This window comes from Thermomonas sp. LB-4, from assembly GCF_036409385.1.
In the GTDB taxonomy this organism is placed as follows: Bacteria; Pseudomonadota; Gammaproteobacteria; order Xanthomonadales; family Xanthomonadaceae; genus Thermomonas.
Genome location: NZ_JAXOFT010000022.1, coordinates 17,472 through 34,138, shown reverse-complemented (window position 1 = coordinate 34,138; position 16,667 = coordinate 17,472). Strand labels below are relative to the sequence as shown.

General features: G+C 66.9%; 18 protein-coding genes. 14 read left to right on the top strand and 4 right to left on the bottom strand.

Annotated elements, in window-relative coordinates:
- Positions 1–107: 107 nt before the first annotated feature.
- From SPK54_RS11545 to SPK54_RS11520, 6 genes are all read left to right on the top strand, one after another.
- Complete coding sequence (locus SPK54_RS11545) at positions 108–1,019, top strand: lytic transglycosylase domain-containing protein (RefSeq protein ID WP_330948048.1); 912 nt, start codon at positions 108–110, stop codon at positions 1,017–1,019.
- 95 nt (positions 1,020–1,114) lie between these two features.
- The gene (gene petA / locus SPK54_RS11540) at positions 1,115–1,714 is read left to right on the top strand and encodes a ubiquinol-cytochrome c reductase iron-sulfur subunit (protein ID WP_330948047.1); all 600 of its coding nucleotides are present in this window, start codon (positions 1,115–1,117) and stop codon (positions 1,712–1,714) included.
- A gap of 2 nt (positions 1,715–1,716) precedes the next feature.
- Complete coding sequence (locus tag SPK54_RS11535; protein WP_330948046.1) at positions 1,717–3,000, top strand: cytochrome bc complex cytochrome b subunit; 1,284 nt, start codon at positions 1,717–1,719, stop codon at positions 2,998–3,000.
- Positions 2,993–3,736, top strand: a complete 744-nt coding sequence (locus tag SPK54_RS11530) for a cytochrome c1 (RefSeq protein ID WP_330948045.1) — start codon at positions 2,993–2,995, stop codon at positions 3,734–3,736. The genes SPK54_RS11535 and SPK54_RS11530 overlap by 8 nt, the downstream gene beginning before the upstream one ends.
- A gap of 119 nt (positions 3,737–3,855) precedes the next feature.
- Positions 3,856–4,491 (top strand): glutathione S-transferase N-terminal domain-containing protein, encoded by a 636-nt coding sequence (locus SPK54_RS11525; RefSeq protein ID WP_190282322.1) that lies wholly within the window; start codon positions 3,856–3,858, stop codon positions 4,489–4,491.
- A complete protein-coding gene (locus tag SPK54_RS11520; RefSeq protein ID WP_330948044.1) occupies positions 4,491–4,955 on the top strand; it encodes a ClpXP protease specificity-enhancing factor in 465 nt (154 codons plus the stop codon). The genes SPK54_RS11525 and SPK54_RS11520 overlap by 1 nt, the downstream gene beginning before the upstream one ends.
- Before the next feature lie 55 nt (positions 4,956–5,010).
- On the opposite strand, the gene SPK54_RS11515 is transcribed toward SPK54_RS11520, so the two are convergent.
- Entirely contained in the window at positions 5,011–5,346 is a 336-nt protein-coding gene (locus SPK54_RS11515; RefSeq protein WP_330948043.1) for a DUF3301 domain-containing protein, read from the bottom strand.
- A gap of 72 nt (positions 5,347–5,418) precedes the next feature.
- On the opposite strand from SPK54_RS11515, the gene SPK54_RS11510 reads away from it, so the two are divergent.
- Positions 5,419–6,174, top strand: coding sequence for an FHA domain-containing protein (locus SPK54_RS11510; RefSeq protein ID WP_330948042.1), 756 nt, complete (start codon positions 5,419–5,421; stop codon positions 6,172–6,174).
- A gap of 1 nt (position 6,175) precedes the next feature.
- On the opposite strand, the gene nadC is transcribed toward SPK54_RS11510, so the two are convergent.
- On the bottom strand, positions 6,176–7,054 hold the full coding sequence (gene nadC / locus SPK54_RS11505; protein ID WP_330948041.1) for a carboxylating nicotinate-nucleotide diphosphorylase: 879 nt from the start codon (positions 7,052–7,054) through the stop codon (positions 6,176–6,178).
- On the bottom strand, positions 7,051–7,320 hold the full coding sequence (locus SPK54_RS11500) for a Trm112 family protein (protein ID WP_330948040.1): 270 nt from the start codon (positions 7,318–7,320) through the stop codon (positions 7,051–7,053). The genes nadC and SPK54_RS11500 overlap by 4 nt, the downstream gene beginning before the upstream one ends.
- 60 nt (positions 7,321–7,380) lie before the next feature.
- Between SPK54_RS11500 and purE the strand changes: the two genes are divergently transcribed.
- On the top strand, positions 7,381–7,887 hold the full coding sequence (purE, locus tag SPK54_RS11495; RefSeq protein ID WP_330948039.1) for a 5-(carboxyamino)imidazole ribonucleotide mutase: 507 nt from the start codon (positions 7,381–7,383) through the stop codon (positions 7,885–7,887).
- Between the two features lie 14 nt (positions 7,888–7,901).
- Positions 7,902–9,041 carry a 5-(carboxyamino)imidazole ribonucleotide synthase gene (locus SPK54_RS11490; RefSeq protein WP_330948049.1) on the top strand — a complete coding sequence of 380 codons (1,140 nt, stop codon included), beginning with the start codon at positions 7,902–7,904 and terminating at the stop codon, positions 9,039–9,041.
- Between the two features lie 135 nt (positions 9,042–9,176).
- Here the strand turns inward: SPK54_RS11490 and SPK54_RS11485 are convergent, their stop codons facing one another.
- Positions 9,177–9,755 (bottom strand): Fe-Mn family superoxide dismutase, encoded by a 579-nt coding sequence (locus tag SPK54_RS11485; RefSeq protein WP_330948038.1) that lies wholly within the window; start codon positions 9,753–9,755, stop codon positions 9,177–9,179.
- Positions 9,756–9,887: 132 nt separating this feature from the next.
- On the opposite strand from SPK54_RS11485, the gene grxD reads away from it, so the two are divergent.
- The 5 genes from grxD to ppnN all read left to right on the top strand — a co-directional run bounded on the left by grxD (position 9,888) and on the right by ppnN (position 16,621).
- Positions 9,888–10,211, top strand: coding sequence for a Grx4 family monothiol glutaredoxin (gene grxD, locus SPK54_RS11480; RefSeq protein ID WP_330948037.1), 324 nt, complete (start codon positions 9,888–9,890; stop codon positions 10,209–10,211).
- Between the two features lie 2 nt (positions 10,212–10,213).
- The gene (locus tag SPK54_RS11475) at positions 10,214–10,951 is read left to right on the top strand and encodes an SDR family NAD(P)-dependent oxidoreductase (RefSeq protein ID WP_330948036.1); all 738 of its coding nucleotides are present in this window, start codon (positions 10,214–10,216) and stop codon (positions 10,949–10,951) included.
- A gap of 126 nt (positions 10,952–11,077) precedes the next feature.
- Complete coding sequence (locus SPK54_RS11470) at positions 11,078–11,671, top strand: YhgN family NAAT transporter (RefSeq protein WP_330948035.1); 594 nt, start codon at positions 11,078–11,080, stop codon at positions 11,669–11,671.
- Between the two features lie 205 nt (positions 11,672–11,876).
- On the top strand, positions 11,877–15,116 hold the full coding sequence (locus tag SPK54_RS11465) for a carboxypeptidase regulatory-like domain-containing protein (RefSeq protein WP_330948034.1): 3,240 nt from the start codon (positions 11,877–11,879) through the stop codon (positions 15,114–15,116).
- A gap of 95 nt (positions 15,117–15,211) precedes the next feature.
- Complete coding sequence (gene ppnN / locus SPK54_RS11460) at positions 15,212–16,621, top strand: nucleotide 5'-monophosphate nucleosidase PpnN (RefSeq protein ID WP_330948033.1); 1,410 nt, start codon at positions 15,212–15,214, stop codon at positions 16,619–16,621.
- Positions 16,622–16,667: the final 46 nt, after the last annotated feature.

Below are 16,667 nucleotides of genomic sequence, written 5' to 3'. Positions count from 1 at the left end.
CACCTACTTCTTCCTCAAGATCCGCGCCGCATTCCCCGGAGTTGGGAGATGAACCTTTAAAATCATGGACTTGCCAACGTCCGTCGATGCGTGGAGACTTGCCGCCCATGAGGGGATGGCTCGTTTCTCTGCTGCTGGGCGCGCTGCTTGCGCTGCCTCTGCCGGCGCTTGCTGGCGGCATCTACAAGTGCGCCGGCGCTGACGGCGTGGACAGCTATGTCAGCAAGCGGCTGCCGGGCGCCCAGTGCAAGCTGGTGGGCAGTTATCGCGCCGGCCGCGCCCCGAAAACCCGGGTGGTCCCCAAGCCCACCGTTGCCGCCGCCCCAAGCCTGGACACCCTCGCGCCGAAGGCGGAGCCGGTCGCAGCTGCCGCCAGGGCGCCTGCCGCATCCGCTTCCGCGCCGAAAGTGGTGCGCGGACAGGTGTATTCCTTCGTGGATGCCGAGGGCGTTCGCAATTACACCAGTGCAAGGCCGGCAGGCATGCCTGCCGGCTCGGTGCACACCATCAACTACAGCTACATCGAGAAGTGCTACGCCTGCGGCGCGATGCCGGGGCTGAACTTCCGCACCCTGCGGCTGAATACCGTCGCCTATCAGGACGAGATCCGCGCCGCCGCCCGCCAGCATGGGGTCGACGAGGCCATCGTGCGCGCCATCATCCACGCCGAGTCGGCGTTCAACCCGCGCGCGCTGTCGCGGGTAGGGGCGCAGGGGCTGATGCAGCTGATGCCGGCCACGGCCAGCCGTTTCGGTGTGACCAACGCATTCGATGCCGCGCAGAACATCCGCGGCGGGGTGCGGTACCTGGCCTGGCTGCTGAAGCGTTTCAACGGCAACCTGACCCTGGCCGCCGCCGGTTACAACGCGGGCGAGGGCGCGGTGGACAAGTACGGCGGCGTGCCCCCGTACAACGAGACCCAGCGCTACGTGCAGCGGGTGGCCGTGCTGGCCGAGCGCTATCGCGGCGTGCTCAATCCGGTGGCCTCGCCACTGCGGGGCGGATTGTCGGCTCGTTAAGCGTTCCGTTACACTTCCCTGTCTTTTGCGTCCGGCCAGCGTTCGCGCCGACCAGCCGCAGCGTGTTTTCGTGCAATTTTCTTTCGGAGTGCGGGATGGCCAACGAAGAGGTCAACACCGGCCGGCGCCGGTTCCTCACCGCGACGACCGCGGTGGTGGGAGCGGTGGGCGCCGGCTTTGCGGCGGTGCCGTTCATCAAGTCGTGGAGCCCCAGCGCGCGCGCGCGCTTCGCGGGCGCCCCCGTGTCCCAGGACATCGGCGCGCTCGAGGAGGGCCAGCAGCTGGTCATCAACTGGCGCGGCCAGCCGATTTTCATCGCGCGCCGTTCCAAGGCGATGCTGGACATCCTGCCGCAGATGGATGCGCTGGTGGCCGACCCGAAGTCGGACAACGCCGACCAGCAGCCGGAGTACGCCAAGAACACCTGGCGCTCGATCAAGCCGGAGATCCTGGTGCTGGTGGGCGTCTGCACCCATCTGGGCTGCGCGCCGGAACTGCACGCCGAGGTCAAGCCGCAGCCGTTCGACCCCGACTGGAAGGGCGGCTACTTCTGCCCCTGCCACAAGTCTCGCTACGACCTTGCCGGTCGCGTGTACAAGTCGCAGCCGGCACCGTCCAACCTGCCGGTGCCGCCCTACCACTTCGAGAACGACAGCACCCTGGTCATCGGTGTTGATCCGAAGGGAGCCGCGTAACCATGACGAACAAGATCGTGCAGGCCGCCACCAACGCCGCCAACGGCGTGATGGACTGGGTCAATGAGCGCGCCCCCGGCATGATGCCGGTCTACCGCAAGCACATGTCGGAGTACTACGCGCCGAAGAACTTCAACATCTGGTACATCTTCGGCGTGCTGTCGATGGTGGTGCTGGTCAACCAGATCCTGACCGGCATCTTCCTGACGATGCATTTCAAGCCGAGCGCGGCGGAAGCCTTCAGCTCGGTCGAATACATCATGCGCGACGTGGAGTGGGGCTGGCTGATCCGCTACATGCACAGCACCGGCGCGTCGCTGTTCTTCGTCGTGGTCTACCTGCACATGTTCCGCGGGCTGATGTACGGCAGTTACCGCAAGCCGCGCGAACTGGTCTGGCTGCTGGGCATGGTGATCTACCTGGTGCTGATGGCCGAGGCCTTCATGGGCTACGTGCTGCCCTGGGGCCAGATGTCCTACTGGGGCGCCAAGGTGATCATCTCGCTGTTCGGCGCCATCCCGGTGATCGGCGGCGGCCTGACCGAATGGATCATGGGCGACTACAACCCGGGCGACGCGACGCTGAACCGCTTCTTCGCCCTGCACGTGATCGCGATGCCGCTGGTGCTGCTGCTGCTGGTGGTGCTGCACATCTTCGCCCTGCACGAAGTGGGCTCCAACAACCCCGACGGCGTCGAGATCAAGAAGGGCCCCAAGGGCAACCGCTGGTCCGAGAAGGCGCCCACCGACGGCATTCCCTTCCATCCGTACTACACGGTGAAGGACCTGTTCTACATCGGCTGCTTCCTGCTCATCGCCGCGTTCGTGATCTTCTTCGCCCCGACCTTCGGCGGCTGGTTCCTCGAGCACGACAACTTCACCGAGGCCAACCCGCTGGTCACGCCATCGCACATCAAGCCGGTCTGGTACTTCACCCCGTACTACGCGATGTTGCGCGTGGTGCCCTCGTTCTTCGGCATCAAGCTGTGGGGCGTGCTGGTGATGTTCGGCGCGATCGTGATGCTGTTCCTGCTGCCGTGGCTGGACCGTTCGCCGGTCAAGTCCTACCGCTACCGCGGCTGGATCAGCTGGAGCATGCTGCTGATGTTCGCGGTCAGCTTCCTGTGGCTGGCCAAGATCGGCGCCGGTCCGGGTACCGACCCGGTGGAGGCCATCATCGGCCGCGTGTTGACCATCCTCTACTTCGCTTTCTTCATCACCATGCCGGTCTGGTCCAAGCTGGACAAGACCAAGCCGGTGCCTGACCGGGTGACGATGCATGACTAAGAACTTCCTGACCCGCGCGGCGGTGTTCGCCGCCGGCATCCTGATCAGCGCCGCTGCGTTCGCGGCCGGCGGCGGCAACCTGCAGCAGTCCGGCGTCGACCTGAACGACAAGGCCTCGCTGCAGCGCGGCGCGGCGCTGTACATGAACTACTGCGGCAGCTGCCATTCGCTGAAGTACATCCGCTACGCACGCATCGCCGAAGACCTTGGCCTGTCCGAAGAGGACGTGATGGCCAACCTCAACTTCAGCGGCGGCAAGATCGGCGACCACGTCATCTCCGCGATGACGCCGGAAATGGGCGTGGCCGCGTTCGGCAAGGCGCCGCCGGACCTGAGCCTGATCGCGCGGGTCCGCACCAGCGACTGGGTGTACACCTACCTGAAGTCCTTCTACCTGGACGAAACCCGTCCGGTGGGCTGGAACAACACCCTGTTCGCCAATGCCTCGATGCCGAACCCGCTTTGGGAGCTGCAGGGCGTGCAGCAGCCGGTGTACGGCAAAAAGGATGCTTCCGGCGAAATGCCGGTCGAGGGGTTCACCATCAGCCAGCCCGGCAGCGAGAACGCCCAGCAGTTCGACCGCACCGTGCGCGACATCACCGCTTTCCTCGAATACGTGGGCGAGCCGGTGGCGCTGAAGCGGCAGAACGTCGGCGTGTGGGCGATCCTGTTCCTGGTCTTCTTCGCCTTCATCGCCTGGCTGCTGAAGCAGGAATACTGGCGGGACGTTCACTGACGGGGCGGCTGCTGATGGCAGGGACGCCCGCCATGGGGAACGAAGCTTGACGGCCGCCCGCATCGTGCGGGCGGCGCAGGTGCGTCCGGCAACGGCCGGGCGCGGGAGTGGTCCTGATGATGGCTGTGAGTCCGCGCATGCGTAATGCCTTGACCCTGTTTTCCGCTGTCGACGATGTCCTTTGCCACCGCGTCCGGCTGGTGCTGGCCGCCAAGGGCGTGACCTACGACCTCATTCCCGTCGATCCGCAGAGCCCGCCTGAGGACCTGATCGACCTGAATCCGTACCACTCGGTGCCGACCCTGGTCGAGCGCGACCTGGTCCTGTACGCGGCAAGCGTGGTGAGCGAATACCTCGACGAACGCTATCCGCATCCGCCGCTGATGCCGGTGGAGCCGCTGGCACGCGCCCGCCTGCGCCTTGCCATGCTGCGGATCGAGCACGACTGGGTGCCGCAGGTGCAGGCCATCCAGCTGGGCAACAAGCAGCAGGCCGAGGCCGGCCGCAAGCGCCTGAAGGAACTGCTGGCGCAGTCGGTGCCGCTGTTCAAGGCCTACAAGTTCTTCCTCAACGGCGAGATGAGCCTGGCCGACTGCGCGATGGCGCCGATCATCTGGCGCCTGGAGGCGCTGGGCGTGCCGCTGCCGAAGGACGGCAAGGTGATCGAGGAATACGGCAATCGCATCTTCCGTAACCCCGGCTTCGTGCGCAGCCTCACCGATCAGGAAAAGAACCTGCGCGAGCTGTCGCTCTGATGGGCGAGCCGGTCCTGCCGCCGATGTCCAGCCAGCGCCCGTACCTGCTGCGCGCGCTGTACGAGTGGATCGCCGACAACGGCATGACCCCGCACGTGCTGGTGGACGCGCGCATGCCCGGCGTGCGCGTGCCCGCGCACACCGTCAAGGACGGGCAGGTAGTGCTCAATATCGCCGACCGGGCGGTGGGCAAGCTGCAGATGGACAACGATGCGCTGCGCTTCTCCGCGCGTTTCGGGGGCGTCAGCCAGTCTGTGGTGGTGCCGATGGCCGCGGTGATCGCCGTGTATGCCCGCGAGACCGGCCAGGGCATGGCGCTGCCGCCCGACCTGCAGGTGGATGCACCGGGCGAGGCCGATGCCCCCGTCGATGAGGCGGCGTCTGCGGTCCAGGACGAGGGCGGCGAGACCCCGCCGGAGGCCGATCCGCCCAAACGCGGCGCGCACCTGCGCATCGTCAAGTAAGCGAGCCGCCGCACTGCGGCGGCAATCCCGGCTCCGCGCAGGTGGCGGGGTGAGGCTAGTGGGTAAGCCCGCGCACCACCGACTGCGCCGCCCGGGTCGGGCCGCTGAAGCCCACCAGCTTGCCGCCCAGCAGCACCACCCGGCCGATGTGGCGGTCCTGGCCATCCTCGGAGTACTCGAAATGGAAGCTGCGTTCGAGCCCTAGCCAACCGTCGTCCCTGCGGCGCAGGCGCAGGCCGCTGGCATGCACCGATTGGTCCAGCCACTGCACGCCGGCGGCGGCGCAGGCATCGCGGCCGATCTCGGCCGCGCGTTCGGCGGCGGCACGCGCGGCGGTGAACATGAAGAACGCCGTGACGCCCGCAATCATTAGAATCAGTAAGGTCGGCATGGCGATAATGTGGTGGCACCCGGACACAAGCGCAAGCGCCTCGGCATGGATGGAACAGGTTCCCGGACGATGATGAAACTGGTATTTCCCGACGGGGACCGCCCGCAGGTGCCGCTGGCACAGCGCTTGTACAGGCTCGGCTCCGCACCCGGCGCCGACGTGATCGTCGATTCCGACGGAATCGAGCCGCTGCACTGCGAACTGCAGGTGGGGGCGCAGGGCGTGCAGATGCGCGTGCCCGCCGGCCGCCGGGTGCTGGTCAACGAGCGCCCCGTCGATGGCCTGATCGCGCTGCGGCCCGGCGACACCCTGGGCTTGGCCGACCTCCGCATCCGCCTGATGGACGCTGCGCCAGAGCGGGCGGTCCCGACGCCCGGCGCGCGCGACGCCGATGCGGGAATCCGCAATGCCACGATGGTGCGGCCCGTCACTCCCAGATTCGTCCTGCGCGGACTGTCGGGCGACCACTTCGGCCGCAGCTTTCCGCTGCAGGCCAGCCTCACCGTCGGACGCGCCCAGGACGCCGGCCTGCGCATCCCCCTGGACAGCGTTTCGCGGCAGCATGCGCGGCTGACGCCGGCAGGCGACGAAGTGCTGCTCGAGGATCTCGGTTCGGCCAACGGGACCTGGCTCAACGGCAAGCGCATCACCCGCGCGCAGGCCGTGCATGGCGATGAGATCCGCTTCGACACCCAGCGGTTCCAGTTGCTGGTGCCGGGCCAGCAGGTGCGAACGAAGGCAGAAGGCGCGCCCGCTTCCAGCCGCTGGCAGTGGCTGGCGGCCGCGCTGCTGGTGGCGGCCGGCCTGGCCTATTGGCTGTCGCGCTGAGTCACGCGGCGCTTGGCGGCGGGCCGAGCTTCAGCGAGAAGTCGATGGCATGGACGTGCTTGGTCAGCGCGCCGATCGAGATGCAGTCCACGCCATCGTCGGCGATGCCGCGCAGGGTGGTCAGGTCCACGCCGCCGGAGACTTCCAGCGGGATGCGGCCATGGTAGGGCGCTCCCTTGGCGATCCGCACCGCTTCGCGTCGCGCCCCGGCATCGAAGTCGTCGATCAGCACGCGGGTGCAGCCCGTGTCCAGCGCCTCGCGTAATTCGTCCAGTGTCTCCACCTCGACGATCAGCGGCAGCGCGGGATGAAGCGCGCGCGCGCGCGCGATCGCCGCGGCAACAGAACCGAACGCGCGGACGTGGTTTTCCTTCAGCATCACCGCGTCGAACAGCGCCATCCGGTGGTTCATGCCGCCGCCCGCACGCACCGCGTACTTCTGCGCCACGCGCAGGCCGGGCAGGGTCTTGCGGGTGTCCAGGATCGCCGCGCCGGTGCCGCGAACCGCGTCCACGTAGCGGGCGGTGATCGTGGCGGTGCCGCTGAGGGTCTGCAGGAAGTTCAGCGATGCGCGCTCGGCGCTGACCAGCGCCCGGTTGCGGCCTTCCAGCGTGGCGATGACCGTGCCCTTGCCGATGCGCTCGCCTTCCTCGCAGCGCCAATCGATGCGCACGCCCGGGTCCAGCGCGCGGTGGCAGGCGTCGAACCACGGCCTGCCGGCGACCACGCAGTCTTCCTTGCACAGCAGGTAGGCGCGGTCGGGCGCGTCGTCCAGCAGGGACGCCGTGGCATCGCCGGGACCGATGTCCTCCGCCAGCGCCGCGGCCACGTTGGCGGCCACCACGTCCGCTGGCGGAGGCGTGCAGCGCGCGTTGCTCATGCGGTGGGGAAGTCCGGGACCTGCGCGGTGGCCAGTGCCTCCTCGGCCAGCAGCACGGGGATGCCATCGTCGATGCGGTAGACCGTCTTGCGGTCGCGGGTCAGCAGCGCGGCGCGCAGCGGCTCCAGCTGCGGGCTGCCGTCGCCGCGCTGCAAGCCGCCGGCCGCTATCGCGCGATTGAGCGCGGCCAGGCCCTCGGCATCCAGCAGGGCCAGGGGCTGGCGGGTGGCGGGGCAGACCAGGATGTCGAGCAGCTTGCGATCCATCGGCAGAGGCAACGGGAAACGGGGACCGTTAGAATACGTCTTTAGCGACCGGGGATTGTCATGTCCGCTGCCAACAACGCCGCACCGCTGGTCGGCCTCGTCATGGGATCGCGCTCCGACTGGGAGACGATGCAGCACGCCGCCTCGCGGCTGGAGGCGCTTGGCGTGCCGCATGAGGTGCGCGTGGTCTCCGCCCACCGCACCCCAGACGTGCTGTTCTCATACGCGGAATCCGCCGCGGCGCGCGGCCTGCGCGCCATCATCGCCGGTGCCGGCGGGGCCGCCCACCTGCCGGGCATGCTGGCCTCCAAGACCGCGGTGCCGGTGCTGGGCGTGCCGGTGCAGAGCAAGGCGTTGAACGGCATGGATTCGCTGCTGTCGATCGTGCAGATGCCGGCCGGTATCCCGGTGGCCACTTTCGCGATCGGCAATGCCGGGGCGGCCAATGCTGCGCTGTTCGCGGCGGCGGTGCTGGCCAGCGACCATCCGCGGATCGCCGATGCGCTGGCCGCGTTCCGCGCCCGGCAGACCGAGGACGTCGTGGCCCACGACGACCCGCGCCAATGAGCGAGCCGCGCGCGATGACCACCGTCGGCATCCTCGGTGGCGGCCAGCTGGCGCGGATGATGGCGCTGTCCGGTGCGCCGCTGGGCCTGCGCTTCCTCGTGCTGGACACGGTGGCCGATGCCTGCGCCGGCCAGTTCGCGCCGATGGTGGTGGGCGACTACACCGACCAGGCTGCGTTGGAGGAGTTCGCCGCCCGCGTGGACGTGGCGACCTTCGACTTCGAGAACGTGCCGGCCGAATCGGCGCAGTGGTTGACCGCGCGGGTACCGGTGTTCCCGAATCCGCGCGCGCTGGCCACCGCGCAGGACCGGCTTGCCGAGAAGACCCTGTTCCGCGAGCAGGGCATCCCGGTGCCGCCGTTTGCGGCCATCGACACCCGCGAGCAGTTGCAGTCGGCGGTGGCGCAGATTGGCACGCCGTGCATCCTCAAGACCCGTCGGCTGGGTTATGACGGCAAGGGCCAGTTCCGGATCAAGGCGCCGGGCGATGTGGATGCCGCGTGGGATGCGCTGGGCGCGCAGGCCGCGAAGGTCGGGCTGATCCTGGAAGGCTTCGTCGCCTTCCAGCGCGAGCTGTCGGTGGTCGCCGTGCGCGGCCGCGACGGCGAGTTCCGCGCCTGGCCGCTGACCGAGAACTGGCATGTCGAGGGCGTGCTGTCGGCCAGCCTGGCCCCGGCGCAGGTCGATGACGCATTACGGGACACCGCGCTTTCCCATGCCCGCAGGTTGGCGGAAGCGCTCGACTACGTGGGCGTGTTCGCGCTGGAGCTGTTCTGCCGTGATGGCGAATTACTTGCCAACGAAATGGCCCCGCGCGTGCACAACTCCGGCCACTGGACCATCGAGGGCAGCGAAACCAGCCAGTTCCAGAACCACCTGCGGGCGGTGCTGGGGATGCCGCTGGGCGATACCCGCATGGTCGGCCACGCCTGCATGCTCAATTGGCTGGGCGAGATGCCGGATCCCGGCCCGGTGCTGCGCGAGCCCGGCGGCCACTGGCACGACTACGGCAAGGCGCCGCGCGAAGGCCGCAAGGTCGGCCACGCAACGCTGCGCGCCGAGTCGCCGCAGGCGCTTGCCGAAGCGCTGCGACGCGTCGGCGATGCGCTGGGCCGCCAGTCGCAGGTCGCCCCGGTCATTGCGAGGCTGCTGTAGGCGCAGCGCAGGGGCGCGATGCTTTTGCGTGATGCCGCGAAAGCGTTCACGCCCTGCGGTGCGCCTGCCAGAAGATGCCGCAAACGGAAACGGCCGGATCGCTCCGGCCGTTTCCGCATCGAAGAATCCCGCGGCTTACTTCATCTGCGCCGCGACGAAGTCCCAGTTCACCAGGTTCCAGAACGCCTCCACATACTTCGGGCGGGCGTTGCGGTAGTCGATGTAGTAGGCGTGTTCCCACACGTCGCAGGTCAGTAGCGGGGTGTCTTCGCCGGTCAGCGGCGTGGCCGCATTCGGCGTGCTCACCAGCGCCAGCGCGCCGTCCGGGCGCTGCACCAGCCAGGCCCAACCGGAGCCGAAGGTGCCGATGGCGGTCTTGGTGAAGGCCTCCTTGAACGCCTCGAAGCTGCCGAACGCAGCGTTGATGGCCTCGCCCAGCTTGCCTTCCGGGGCGCCGCCGCCGGCCGGCTTCAGGCAGTTCCAGTAGAACGTGTGGTTCCACACCTGCGCGGCGTTGTTGAACATGCCGCCCTGCGACTTGCGGATGATCTCCTCCAGCGACATGTCGGCGAACTCGGTGCCGGCGATCATGTTGTTGAGGTTGGTCACATAGGCCTGGTGGTGCTTGCCGTAGTGGAAGTCGATGGTCTCGGCCGAGATGTGCGGCTCGAGTGCGGTGCGGTCGTAGGGCAGGGCGGGCAGTTCGATGGCCACGGAAGGCTCCTGATGCATGACGGGTGGGGATGCGGCCGGGGCCGCGCGAACAATTACAATCAACGATTGTATCCCCCCGTCCGTTGCCGCGCGGTGAAGCGCGCGGGCCACACCGTTGCAGGAGTTTTGCCAATGTCGTCCGTGGAAGAGCGCATCCGCGCCGAGATCGAAGGTCATCCCGTCGTGCTGTTCATGAAGGGCACCGCGCTGTTCCCGATGTGCGGGTTTTCCAGCCGCGCTGTGCAGGCGCTGAAGGCCGCCGGGGCCACCGATCTGCATACCGTCAACGTGCTGGAGGAGCCCGAGATCCGCGCCAACCTGCCGCGTTTTTCCGACTGGCCGACCTTCCCGCAGCTGTTCATCAACGGCGAGCTGATCGGTGGCTGCGACATCACCGTGGAGTTGGCCGAGTCCGGCGAACTGGCGCGCCTGGTCGCCGACGCGCGGAAGGCGTGAGCATGGCGGACGTAGCGCAGGAGTTGGCCCTGGGTGGCCGCGTCGTCCTCGTCGCGGGCGCCGCCGGCGGCCTGGGGGCAGCCGCGTCCCTGGCCTGCGCGAAGGCCGGCGCCACGCTGGTGCTGCTGGGGCGCAAGCTGGCACCGCTGAACCGGTTGTACGACGCGGTGAAAGCGGTTGGCGCGGAGCCCATCCTGTATCCGCTGGACCTGGAGGGCGCCTCGCCCGACGATTTCGACCAGCTGGGCCAGGCCATCGACGGTGAGTTCGGCCGCCTCGATGGCCTGCTGCACTGCGCCGCCGAGTTCAAGGGCCTGACCCCGCTGTCGCACACCGATCCGGCCGATTTCGCCCGCGCGATCCACGTCGACCTGACCGCGCGCTGGTGGCTCACCCAGGCCTGCCTGCCGTTGTTGGCGAAGTCCGACGCCGGCGCGGCGGTGTTCGTGCTGGACGACCCGGCCCGCAGTGGCGGCGCGTTCTGGGGCGGCTATGGTATCGCCCAAGCCGGGCAGGCGGCGCTGGTCCGCATGCTGCAGGCGGAACTGGGGGAGCACGGCCCGCGCATCAGCGGCCTGCAGCCGGGCCCCATGCGCACCAACCTGCGCGCCAAGGCCTACCAGGCCAATGCCGATCTCAAGGCGCGCCCCGCAGCGGACTACGCCGATGCCTGCGTGGAACTGCTGTCGGCGGCAGGTGCGGCTTGGCGGGGTACGATCCGCGACGCCTGCGCACGGTAGCCGCGGAACCGACGCTCCGCATTGCGCTGACGCACGCGAGCGCCATGGCCGGATGCGCCACCGCGGGCGGGCCCGGCGCCCATCCGCACAATATCCCCGCCGTCGCCCGCATGCGAGAATCCGCCGATGACCGTCGCCGCCGCCGCCCTGCTGCTGTTCTTCATCCTCGATCCGCTGGGCAACATCCCGGTGTTCCTGAGCGTGCTCAAGGGCCTGCCGCCGGCGCGCCAGCGCAAGGTGCTGGCCCGCGAGCTGCTGATCGCGCTGGCCGTGCTGATGCTGTTCCTGTGGGGTGGCCAATACGCGCTGGAGCTGATGCACCTGCGGCAGGAGTCGGTTTCCATCGCCGGCGGCATCGTGCTGTTCCTGATCGGCCTGCGGATGATCTTCCCGACCGCCGACGGGGTGATGGGGGACGTGCCGGGCGGTGAGCCCTTCATCGTCCCGCTGGCGATCCCGATGATCGCCGGCCCCTCCGGCATGGCAGCGGTGATGCTGCTGGGCAGCCAGGAGCCCGACCGCATGGGCGACTGGATGCTGGCGCTGGTGTTGGCCTGGGGCGCAACCGCGGCCATCCTGTTTTCCGCCACCTGGCTCAAAAAGCTGCTGGGAACGCGCGTGCTGACCGCCGTCGAGCGCCTGATGGGCATGGTGATCGTGGCCATCTCGGTGCAGATGCTGCTGGACGGCATCGCCTCCTACCTGCGCGCTACCGCCTGAGCTGCCCGCCGGCCGGTGACGGCCGTCACGCGCCTGTCATGCCGCGGTCATCCGCTCCGGCTACCGTGTTAAACTTTGGTAATCCCGTGCGCCGCAGTACGGTGGCGGGAGCCCCACGAAAATGCCGACAACCGTCGCCTGACGGGCGTGCCGGCATCTGCCGTTCATTGCCCGTCGTCATTTCTCTATCCTTAGAGGTCATACCATGAAGCATCCGAACCGCGCCCGGCTGTCCAAGCTGTCGCTGGGCCTGATGGTCGCGCTCGCTGCGGCTCCCGTTTTTGCTCAGAGCACCTCCGCCGGCGTCGGCGGCCAGGTGGTCGGTACCGGCGGCCAGCCGGTGGCTGGCGCCGAAATCACCATCACCCACGTCGAGTCGGGCACGGTCAGTCGCGCCACCACCGATGCCAGCGGCCGCTACAACGCCCGCGGCCTGCGCGTGGGCGGCCCGTACACCATCGTCGTCACCAAGGCGGGCGAGGGTAGCAAGACCGAGGACAATGTCTATCTGGGCCTGAACCAGATCAATACGATCAATGCCCAGCTCAACAATAGCGTCACCACGCTCGACAGTGTGCAGGTCATGGGCTTTGCAGGTGGTTCGGAGGTCTTCAGTGCGACCAAGATGGGCACTGGCACCAACGTGGACCAGATTGCCATCGAGTCGCTGCCCTCCATCGGGGGCAACATTCAGGACTTCATGCGTCTGGATCCGCGCGTGACCTTCATCGACCGGGCTTCCGGCGCGATCTCCGCCGGCGGTCAGAACCCGCGCTACAACTCGATTTCCATCGACGGCGTGTCGGCAAGCGATACCTTTGGTCTGGAAGGCAACAACATGACCACCCGCCGCCAGCCGGTGTCGATGGAGGCCATTGAGGCCATCGACATCAAGCTGTCGGGCTACGACGTGAGCACCCCGTCGGCTTCGGGCGCGACCGTGAACGCGGTGACCAAGTCGGGCACCAATGAGTTCCATGGCTCGCTGTACGGGACTTACCGGGACAAGGGCTGGTTCGGCAAGAATCCGGTGGGCCAGGAGTTCAATGGCTTCGACAGCGAGCAGACCTACGGCGTTACGCTGGGCGGCCCGATCGTCAAGGACAAGCTGTTCTTCTTCGCCAACTACGAGAAGTTCGAGCAGAAGGCGCCGGGCGTCGACCTCAGCACCACTGCGCTGGGCAAGGCCAACCCCATGATTGACATGGACGACGTCGCACGCGCGCAGCAGATCGCGCAGGGTTACAACATCAATGCCGGCGGCCTCGACAGCAATGCCAACACCGACCTGGAAGAGTACGCGCTCAAGCTCGACTGGAACATCAACGACAACCATCGCGCCAGCCTTCGCTACAGCAAGCTGGAGCAGAACAAGCTGCGCGTGCAGGGCATGCAGAGCAGCAGCGTTTCGCTGAGTTCGTACTGGTACACCCACCAGAAGTCGGTGGAAAGCTACGTCGGTCAGCTGTTCAGTGACTGGACCGAGAATTTCAGCACCGAGTTCAAGGTTTCGTACCGCGACTACGCCGCGTTGCGCGTCACCGACAGCACCGCGCCGAGCATCCGCATCTATTTCGGCGGCACCGAGGCCCAGCCGGGCGGCGATTCCCTTTACCTGGGTACCGAGGCCAATACGCACGGCAACGCGCTGACCACTGAAACCTGGGACGCTTACGGCGCCGGCCAGCTGGCCATGGGCGACCACGAGCTGAAGTTCGGTTTCAACTACAGCGACAACAAGATCTACAACTACTACGGCGCCAACTCCTGGGGTACCTACACCTTCTGGGGCCTGGATAACTTCGCTGCCGGCAAGTGGAATACCTACGTGCTCAGCGCCGAGACTTCGCCGGGGTCCATCGCGGTCAACTACAACAGCAAGAACCTCGGCCTGTTCGTGCAGGATACTTGGTACCTCAACAGCAACCTGACCCTCACCTTCGGTCTGCGCGGCGACAAGCCGACGGCGACGCCGGACCCGGCCTACAACAAGGCTGCGTCCGAGTACTTCGGCTATGACAACAGCAAGGTCTTTGGGGGCGGCTTCCTGATCCAGCCGCGCTTCGGCTTCAACTACACCTTCGACAGCGACCGCCAGATGCAGATGCGCGGTGGCCTGGGTCTGTTCCAGGGCGATGCCCCGCAGGTGTGGATCGGCAACAGCTACAACACCACTGGCTTCAATTACGTCTCGTACGATTTCAAGAGCTACAACGCGCTGTTCCCGTTCAACCCGGATGGCCAGAACCAGACGGTGCCGGCGGGCGGTGGCAGCGCGGGTGCGCAGAACGTCAATTTCGTCGGCAATGATTTCGAACTGCCCTCGATCTGGAAGGCCAACCTGGCGTTCGATACCGAAACCGGCTGGATGGATACGGTGTTCTCGGCCGAACTCATGATGACCAAGGTCAAGACCGCCCTGTTCTACAAGAGCCTCGGCATCGGCAAGATCAACTCGCCTGGCCAGGACCCGGCGTATGCGCTGATCGGCCCGGACGGGCGCGAGCTGTACTGGAACCCGTCGAAGACCGGCAAGGCTTGGGCCTCGGGTGATGCCCGCTTCGGTCGTGACACGCGCTTCAACAACGTGTACCTGATCGAAAACACCGACAAGGGCGGCACCCAGCAGCTGACGGTCAGCCTGAGCAGGCCCTGGAGCCGCGACAGTGACTGGTACTGGAACATCGGCTATACCTACACCCATGCCACCGAAGTCGGCCCGCTGACCAGCTCCACCGCCAGCTCCGGTTTCAACTACCAGTACGGGTTCAATACCAACGACGAAGTCGAGACCACTGCCCGCTATCAGATCAAGGACCGCTTCAGCGGCAGTCTGAACTGGAAGCACAAGTTCTTCGGCGATTACGAGACCCGCGTTGGCCTCGTGTACGAAGGTCGCAGCGGCCGTCCGTTCAGCTACGTCTACGTCAATGATGCCAACGGCGACACCCGCAGTGCCAACGATCTCTTCTACGTGCCGACCGGCCCGGGCGATGTGCTGTTCGGTACGCTGAGCACCAGCGGCGTATTTACGCCCGATGCTGCGATGGAGAAGGCGTTCTTCGACTGGTTGGCCGGTAACAAGGATCTCAACCGGATCCGGGGCACCGTGGCCGGCACGAATGCTTTCCGCGCGAGCTGGGTGAATACCTTCGACCTCCGCCTGGCGCAGGAACTGCCCGGCTTCTTCAAGGGCCACAAGTCGGAGATCTGGGTGGATATCCAGAACGTCGGCAACATGCTCAACAAGGATTGGGGCAACGTGCTCGATTACGGCTTCTTCGCCGATTCGCGCGTGGCGTCCCTGCAGGGCATCTACAACGGCAAGTACGTGTACAACTATCGCTTCGCCGACGAGCCGACCGTTGCCAATGGCGATGCCGACGGCTTCGACCAGGGTATTTCGCAGTGGTCGGTGCAGGTGGGCTTCAAGTACAAGTTCTGATCATTTGATCGGAGCTTCCCGCAAGACGGAAACGCCCGGGCCAACCCGGGCGTTTTTTTGCGCGCGTGATGCTGCCGCTGCGCTAAAGTGGCTGGATGAATACGACCCAGAACTTGCCGCAGGGTGCGGCCGTACCCGTTCCCCTTTCCACCCTTCCGACCGTCAGTACGCACATCTACCCGCGCGGTGCGCTGGACGTACTCTCGCGCGAGGAAGTCGCCCGCCTGCGCGACGCTTCCGCCGGTGGTCTGCATGACCTGTTGCGGCGCTGCGCGCTGGCGGTCCTCACCTCGGGCAGCGCGTCCGACGATCCGCGCGCCGCGCAGGAGCTCTACCCCGATTTCGACATCCAGGTGCGCCAGCAGGATCGCGGCGTGCGCATCGAGTTGAGCAATGCGCCGGCGATGGCCTTCGTCGACGACCGCATCATCGCCGGCGTGGCCGAGCTGCTGTTCGCGGTGGTGCGCGACATTGCCTTCACCGCCATCGACCTCAACGGCGATGAGGAGTTGAACACGTCCTCCGGCATCACCGACGCGGTGTTCCGCCTGCTGCGCAACGCGCGCGTGCTGCATCCGGCCGACCCCAACCTGGTGGTCTGCTGGGGCGGCCACTCGATCGGCCAGGAGGAATACAAGTACACCAAGCAGGTCGGCTACGAGCTGGGCCTGCGCGGGCTGGACATCTGCACCGGCTGCGGCCCGGGCGCGATGAAGGGGCCGATGAAAGGTGCCACCATCGCGCATGCCAAGCAGCGCCGCCGCCGCACCCGCTACATCGGCATCACCGAGCCCGGGATCATCGCGGCGGAATCGCCGAACCCCATCGTCAACCACCTGGTGATCATGCCGGACATCGAGAAGCGCCTGGAGGCCTTCGTCCGCATGGGCCACGGCATCATCGTGTTCCCCGGCGGCGTGGGTACCGCCGAGGAGATCCTGTACCTGCTCGGCCTGCTGCTGCGCGAGGAAAACGCGCAGTTGCGCTTCCCGCTGATCCTCACCGGGCCCACCGGCGCGGCGCCGTATTTCGAGCAGATCGACAGGTTCATCCGTTTGACCCTGGGCGACGATGCGGCATCGCTCTACGAAATCATCGTGGCCGATCCGGTCAAGGTCGCGAAGCGGATGGACGCCGGCATCCGCAAGGTCAAGGAGCAGCGCATCGCCCAGCAGGATTCGTTCTTCTTCAACTGGGCCATGCACGTGCCGCTGGAGTTCCAGCAGCCGTTCACCCCGACGCATGAGCTGATGGCCGGGCTGGATCTGCACCATGGACGCAAGCCGCACGAGCTGGCCGCCGACCTGCGTCGTGCGTTCTCCGGCATCGTGGCCGGCAACGTGAAGGAAGACGGCATGCGCAGGATCGAGGCGCACGGCCCGTTCGAAATCCATGGCGACCCCGACATCATGCAGGCGCTGGACGCGCTGCTGCGCGCGTTCGTGGAGCAGCGACGGATGAAGATCTCCGGCGAGTACAAGCCCTGCTATCGCGTGGTGGCCTGACATCACGTCAGGCCGCATGTAGAAGGGGCTTCAGCCCTGGCCGGCG

Bases quoted from the DNA above. Each gene is read 5' to 3' on its own strand.
- SPK54_RS11545 (WP_330948048.1), top strand. From the start codon at position 108: ATGAGGGGATGGCTCGTTTCTCTGCTGCTGGGCGCGCTGCTTGCGCTG.
- petA (WP_330948047.1), top strand. From the start codon at position 1,115: ATGGCCAACGAAGAGGTCAACACCGGCCGGCGCCGGTTCCTCACCGCG.
- SPK54_RS11535 (WP_330948046.1), top strand. From the start codon at position 1,717: ATGACGAACAAGATCGTGCAGGCCGCCACCAACGCCGCCAACGGCGTG.
- SPK54_RS11530 (WP_330948045.1), top strand. From the start codon at position 2,993: ATGACTAAGAACTTCCTGACCCGCGCGGCGGTGTTCGCCGCCGGCATC.
- SPK54_RS11525 (WP_190282322.1), top strand. From the start codon at position 3,856: ATGGCTGTGAGTCCGCGCATGCGTAATGCCTTGACCCTGTTTTCCGCT.
- SPK54_RS11520 (WP_330948044.1), top strand. From the start codon at position 4,491: ATGGGCGAGCCGGTCCTGCCGCCGATGTCCAGCCAGCGCCCGTACCTG.
- SPK54_RS11515 (WP_330948043.1), bottom strand. From the start codon at position 5,346: ATGCCGACCTTACTGATTCTAATGATTGCGGGCGTCACGGCGTTCTTC.
- SPK54_RS11510 (WP_330948042.1), top strand. From the start codon at position 5,419: ATGAAACTGGTATTTCCCGACGGGGACCGCCCGCAGGTGCCGCTGGCA.
- nadC (WP_330948041.1), bottom strand. From the start codon at position 7,054: ATGAGCAACGCGCGCTGCACGCCTCCGCCAGCGGACGTGGTGGCCGCC.
- SPK54_RS11500 (WP_330948040.1), bottom strand. From the start codon at position 7,320: ATGGATCGCAAGCTGCTCGACATCCTGGTCTGCCCCGCCACCCGCCAG.
- purE (WP_330948039.1), top strand. From the start codon at position 7,381: ATGTCCGCTGCCAACAACGCCGCACCGCTGGTCGGCCTCGTCATGGGA.
- SPK54_RS11490 (WP_330948049.1), top strand. From the start codon at position 7,902: ATGACCACCGTCGGCATCCTCGGTGGCGGCCAGCTGGCGCGGATGATG.
- grxD (WP_330948037.1), top strand. From the start codon at position 9,888: ATGTCGTCCGTGGAAGAGCGCATCCGCGCCGAGATCGAAGGTCATCCC.
- SPK54_RS11475 (WP_330948036.1), top strand. From the start codon at position 10,214: ATGGCGGACGTAGCGCAGGAGTTGGCCCTGGGTGGCCGCGTCGTCCTC.
- SPK54_RS11470 (WP_330948035.1), top strand. From the start codon at position 11,078: ATGACCGTCGCCGCCGCCGCCCTGCTGCTGTTCTTCATCCTCGATCCG.
- SPK54_RS11465 (WP_330948034.1), top strand. From the start codon at position 11,877: ATGAAGCATCCGAACCGCGCCCGGCTGTCCAAGCTGTCGCTGGGCCTG.
- ppnN (WP_330948033.1), top strand. From the start codon at position 15,212: ATGAATACGACCCAGAACTTGCCGCAGGGTGCGGCCGTACCCGTTCCC.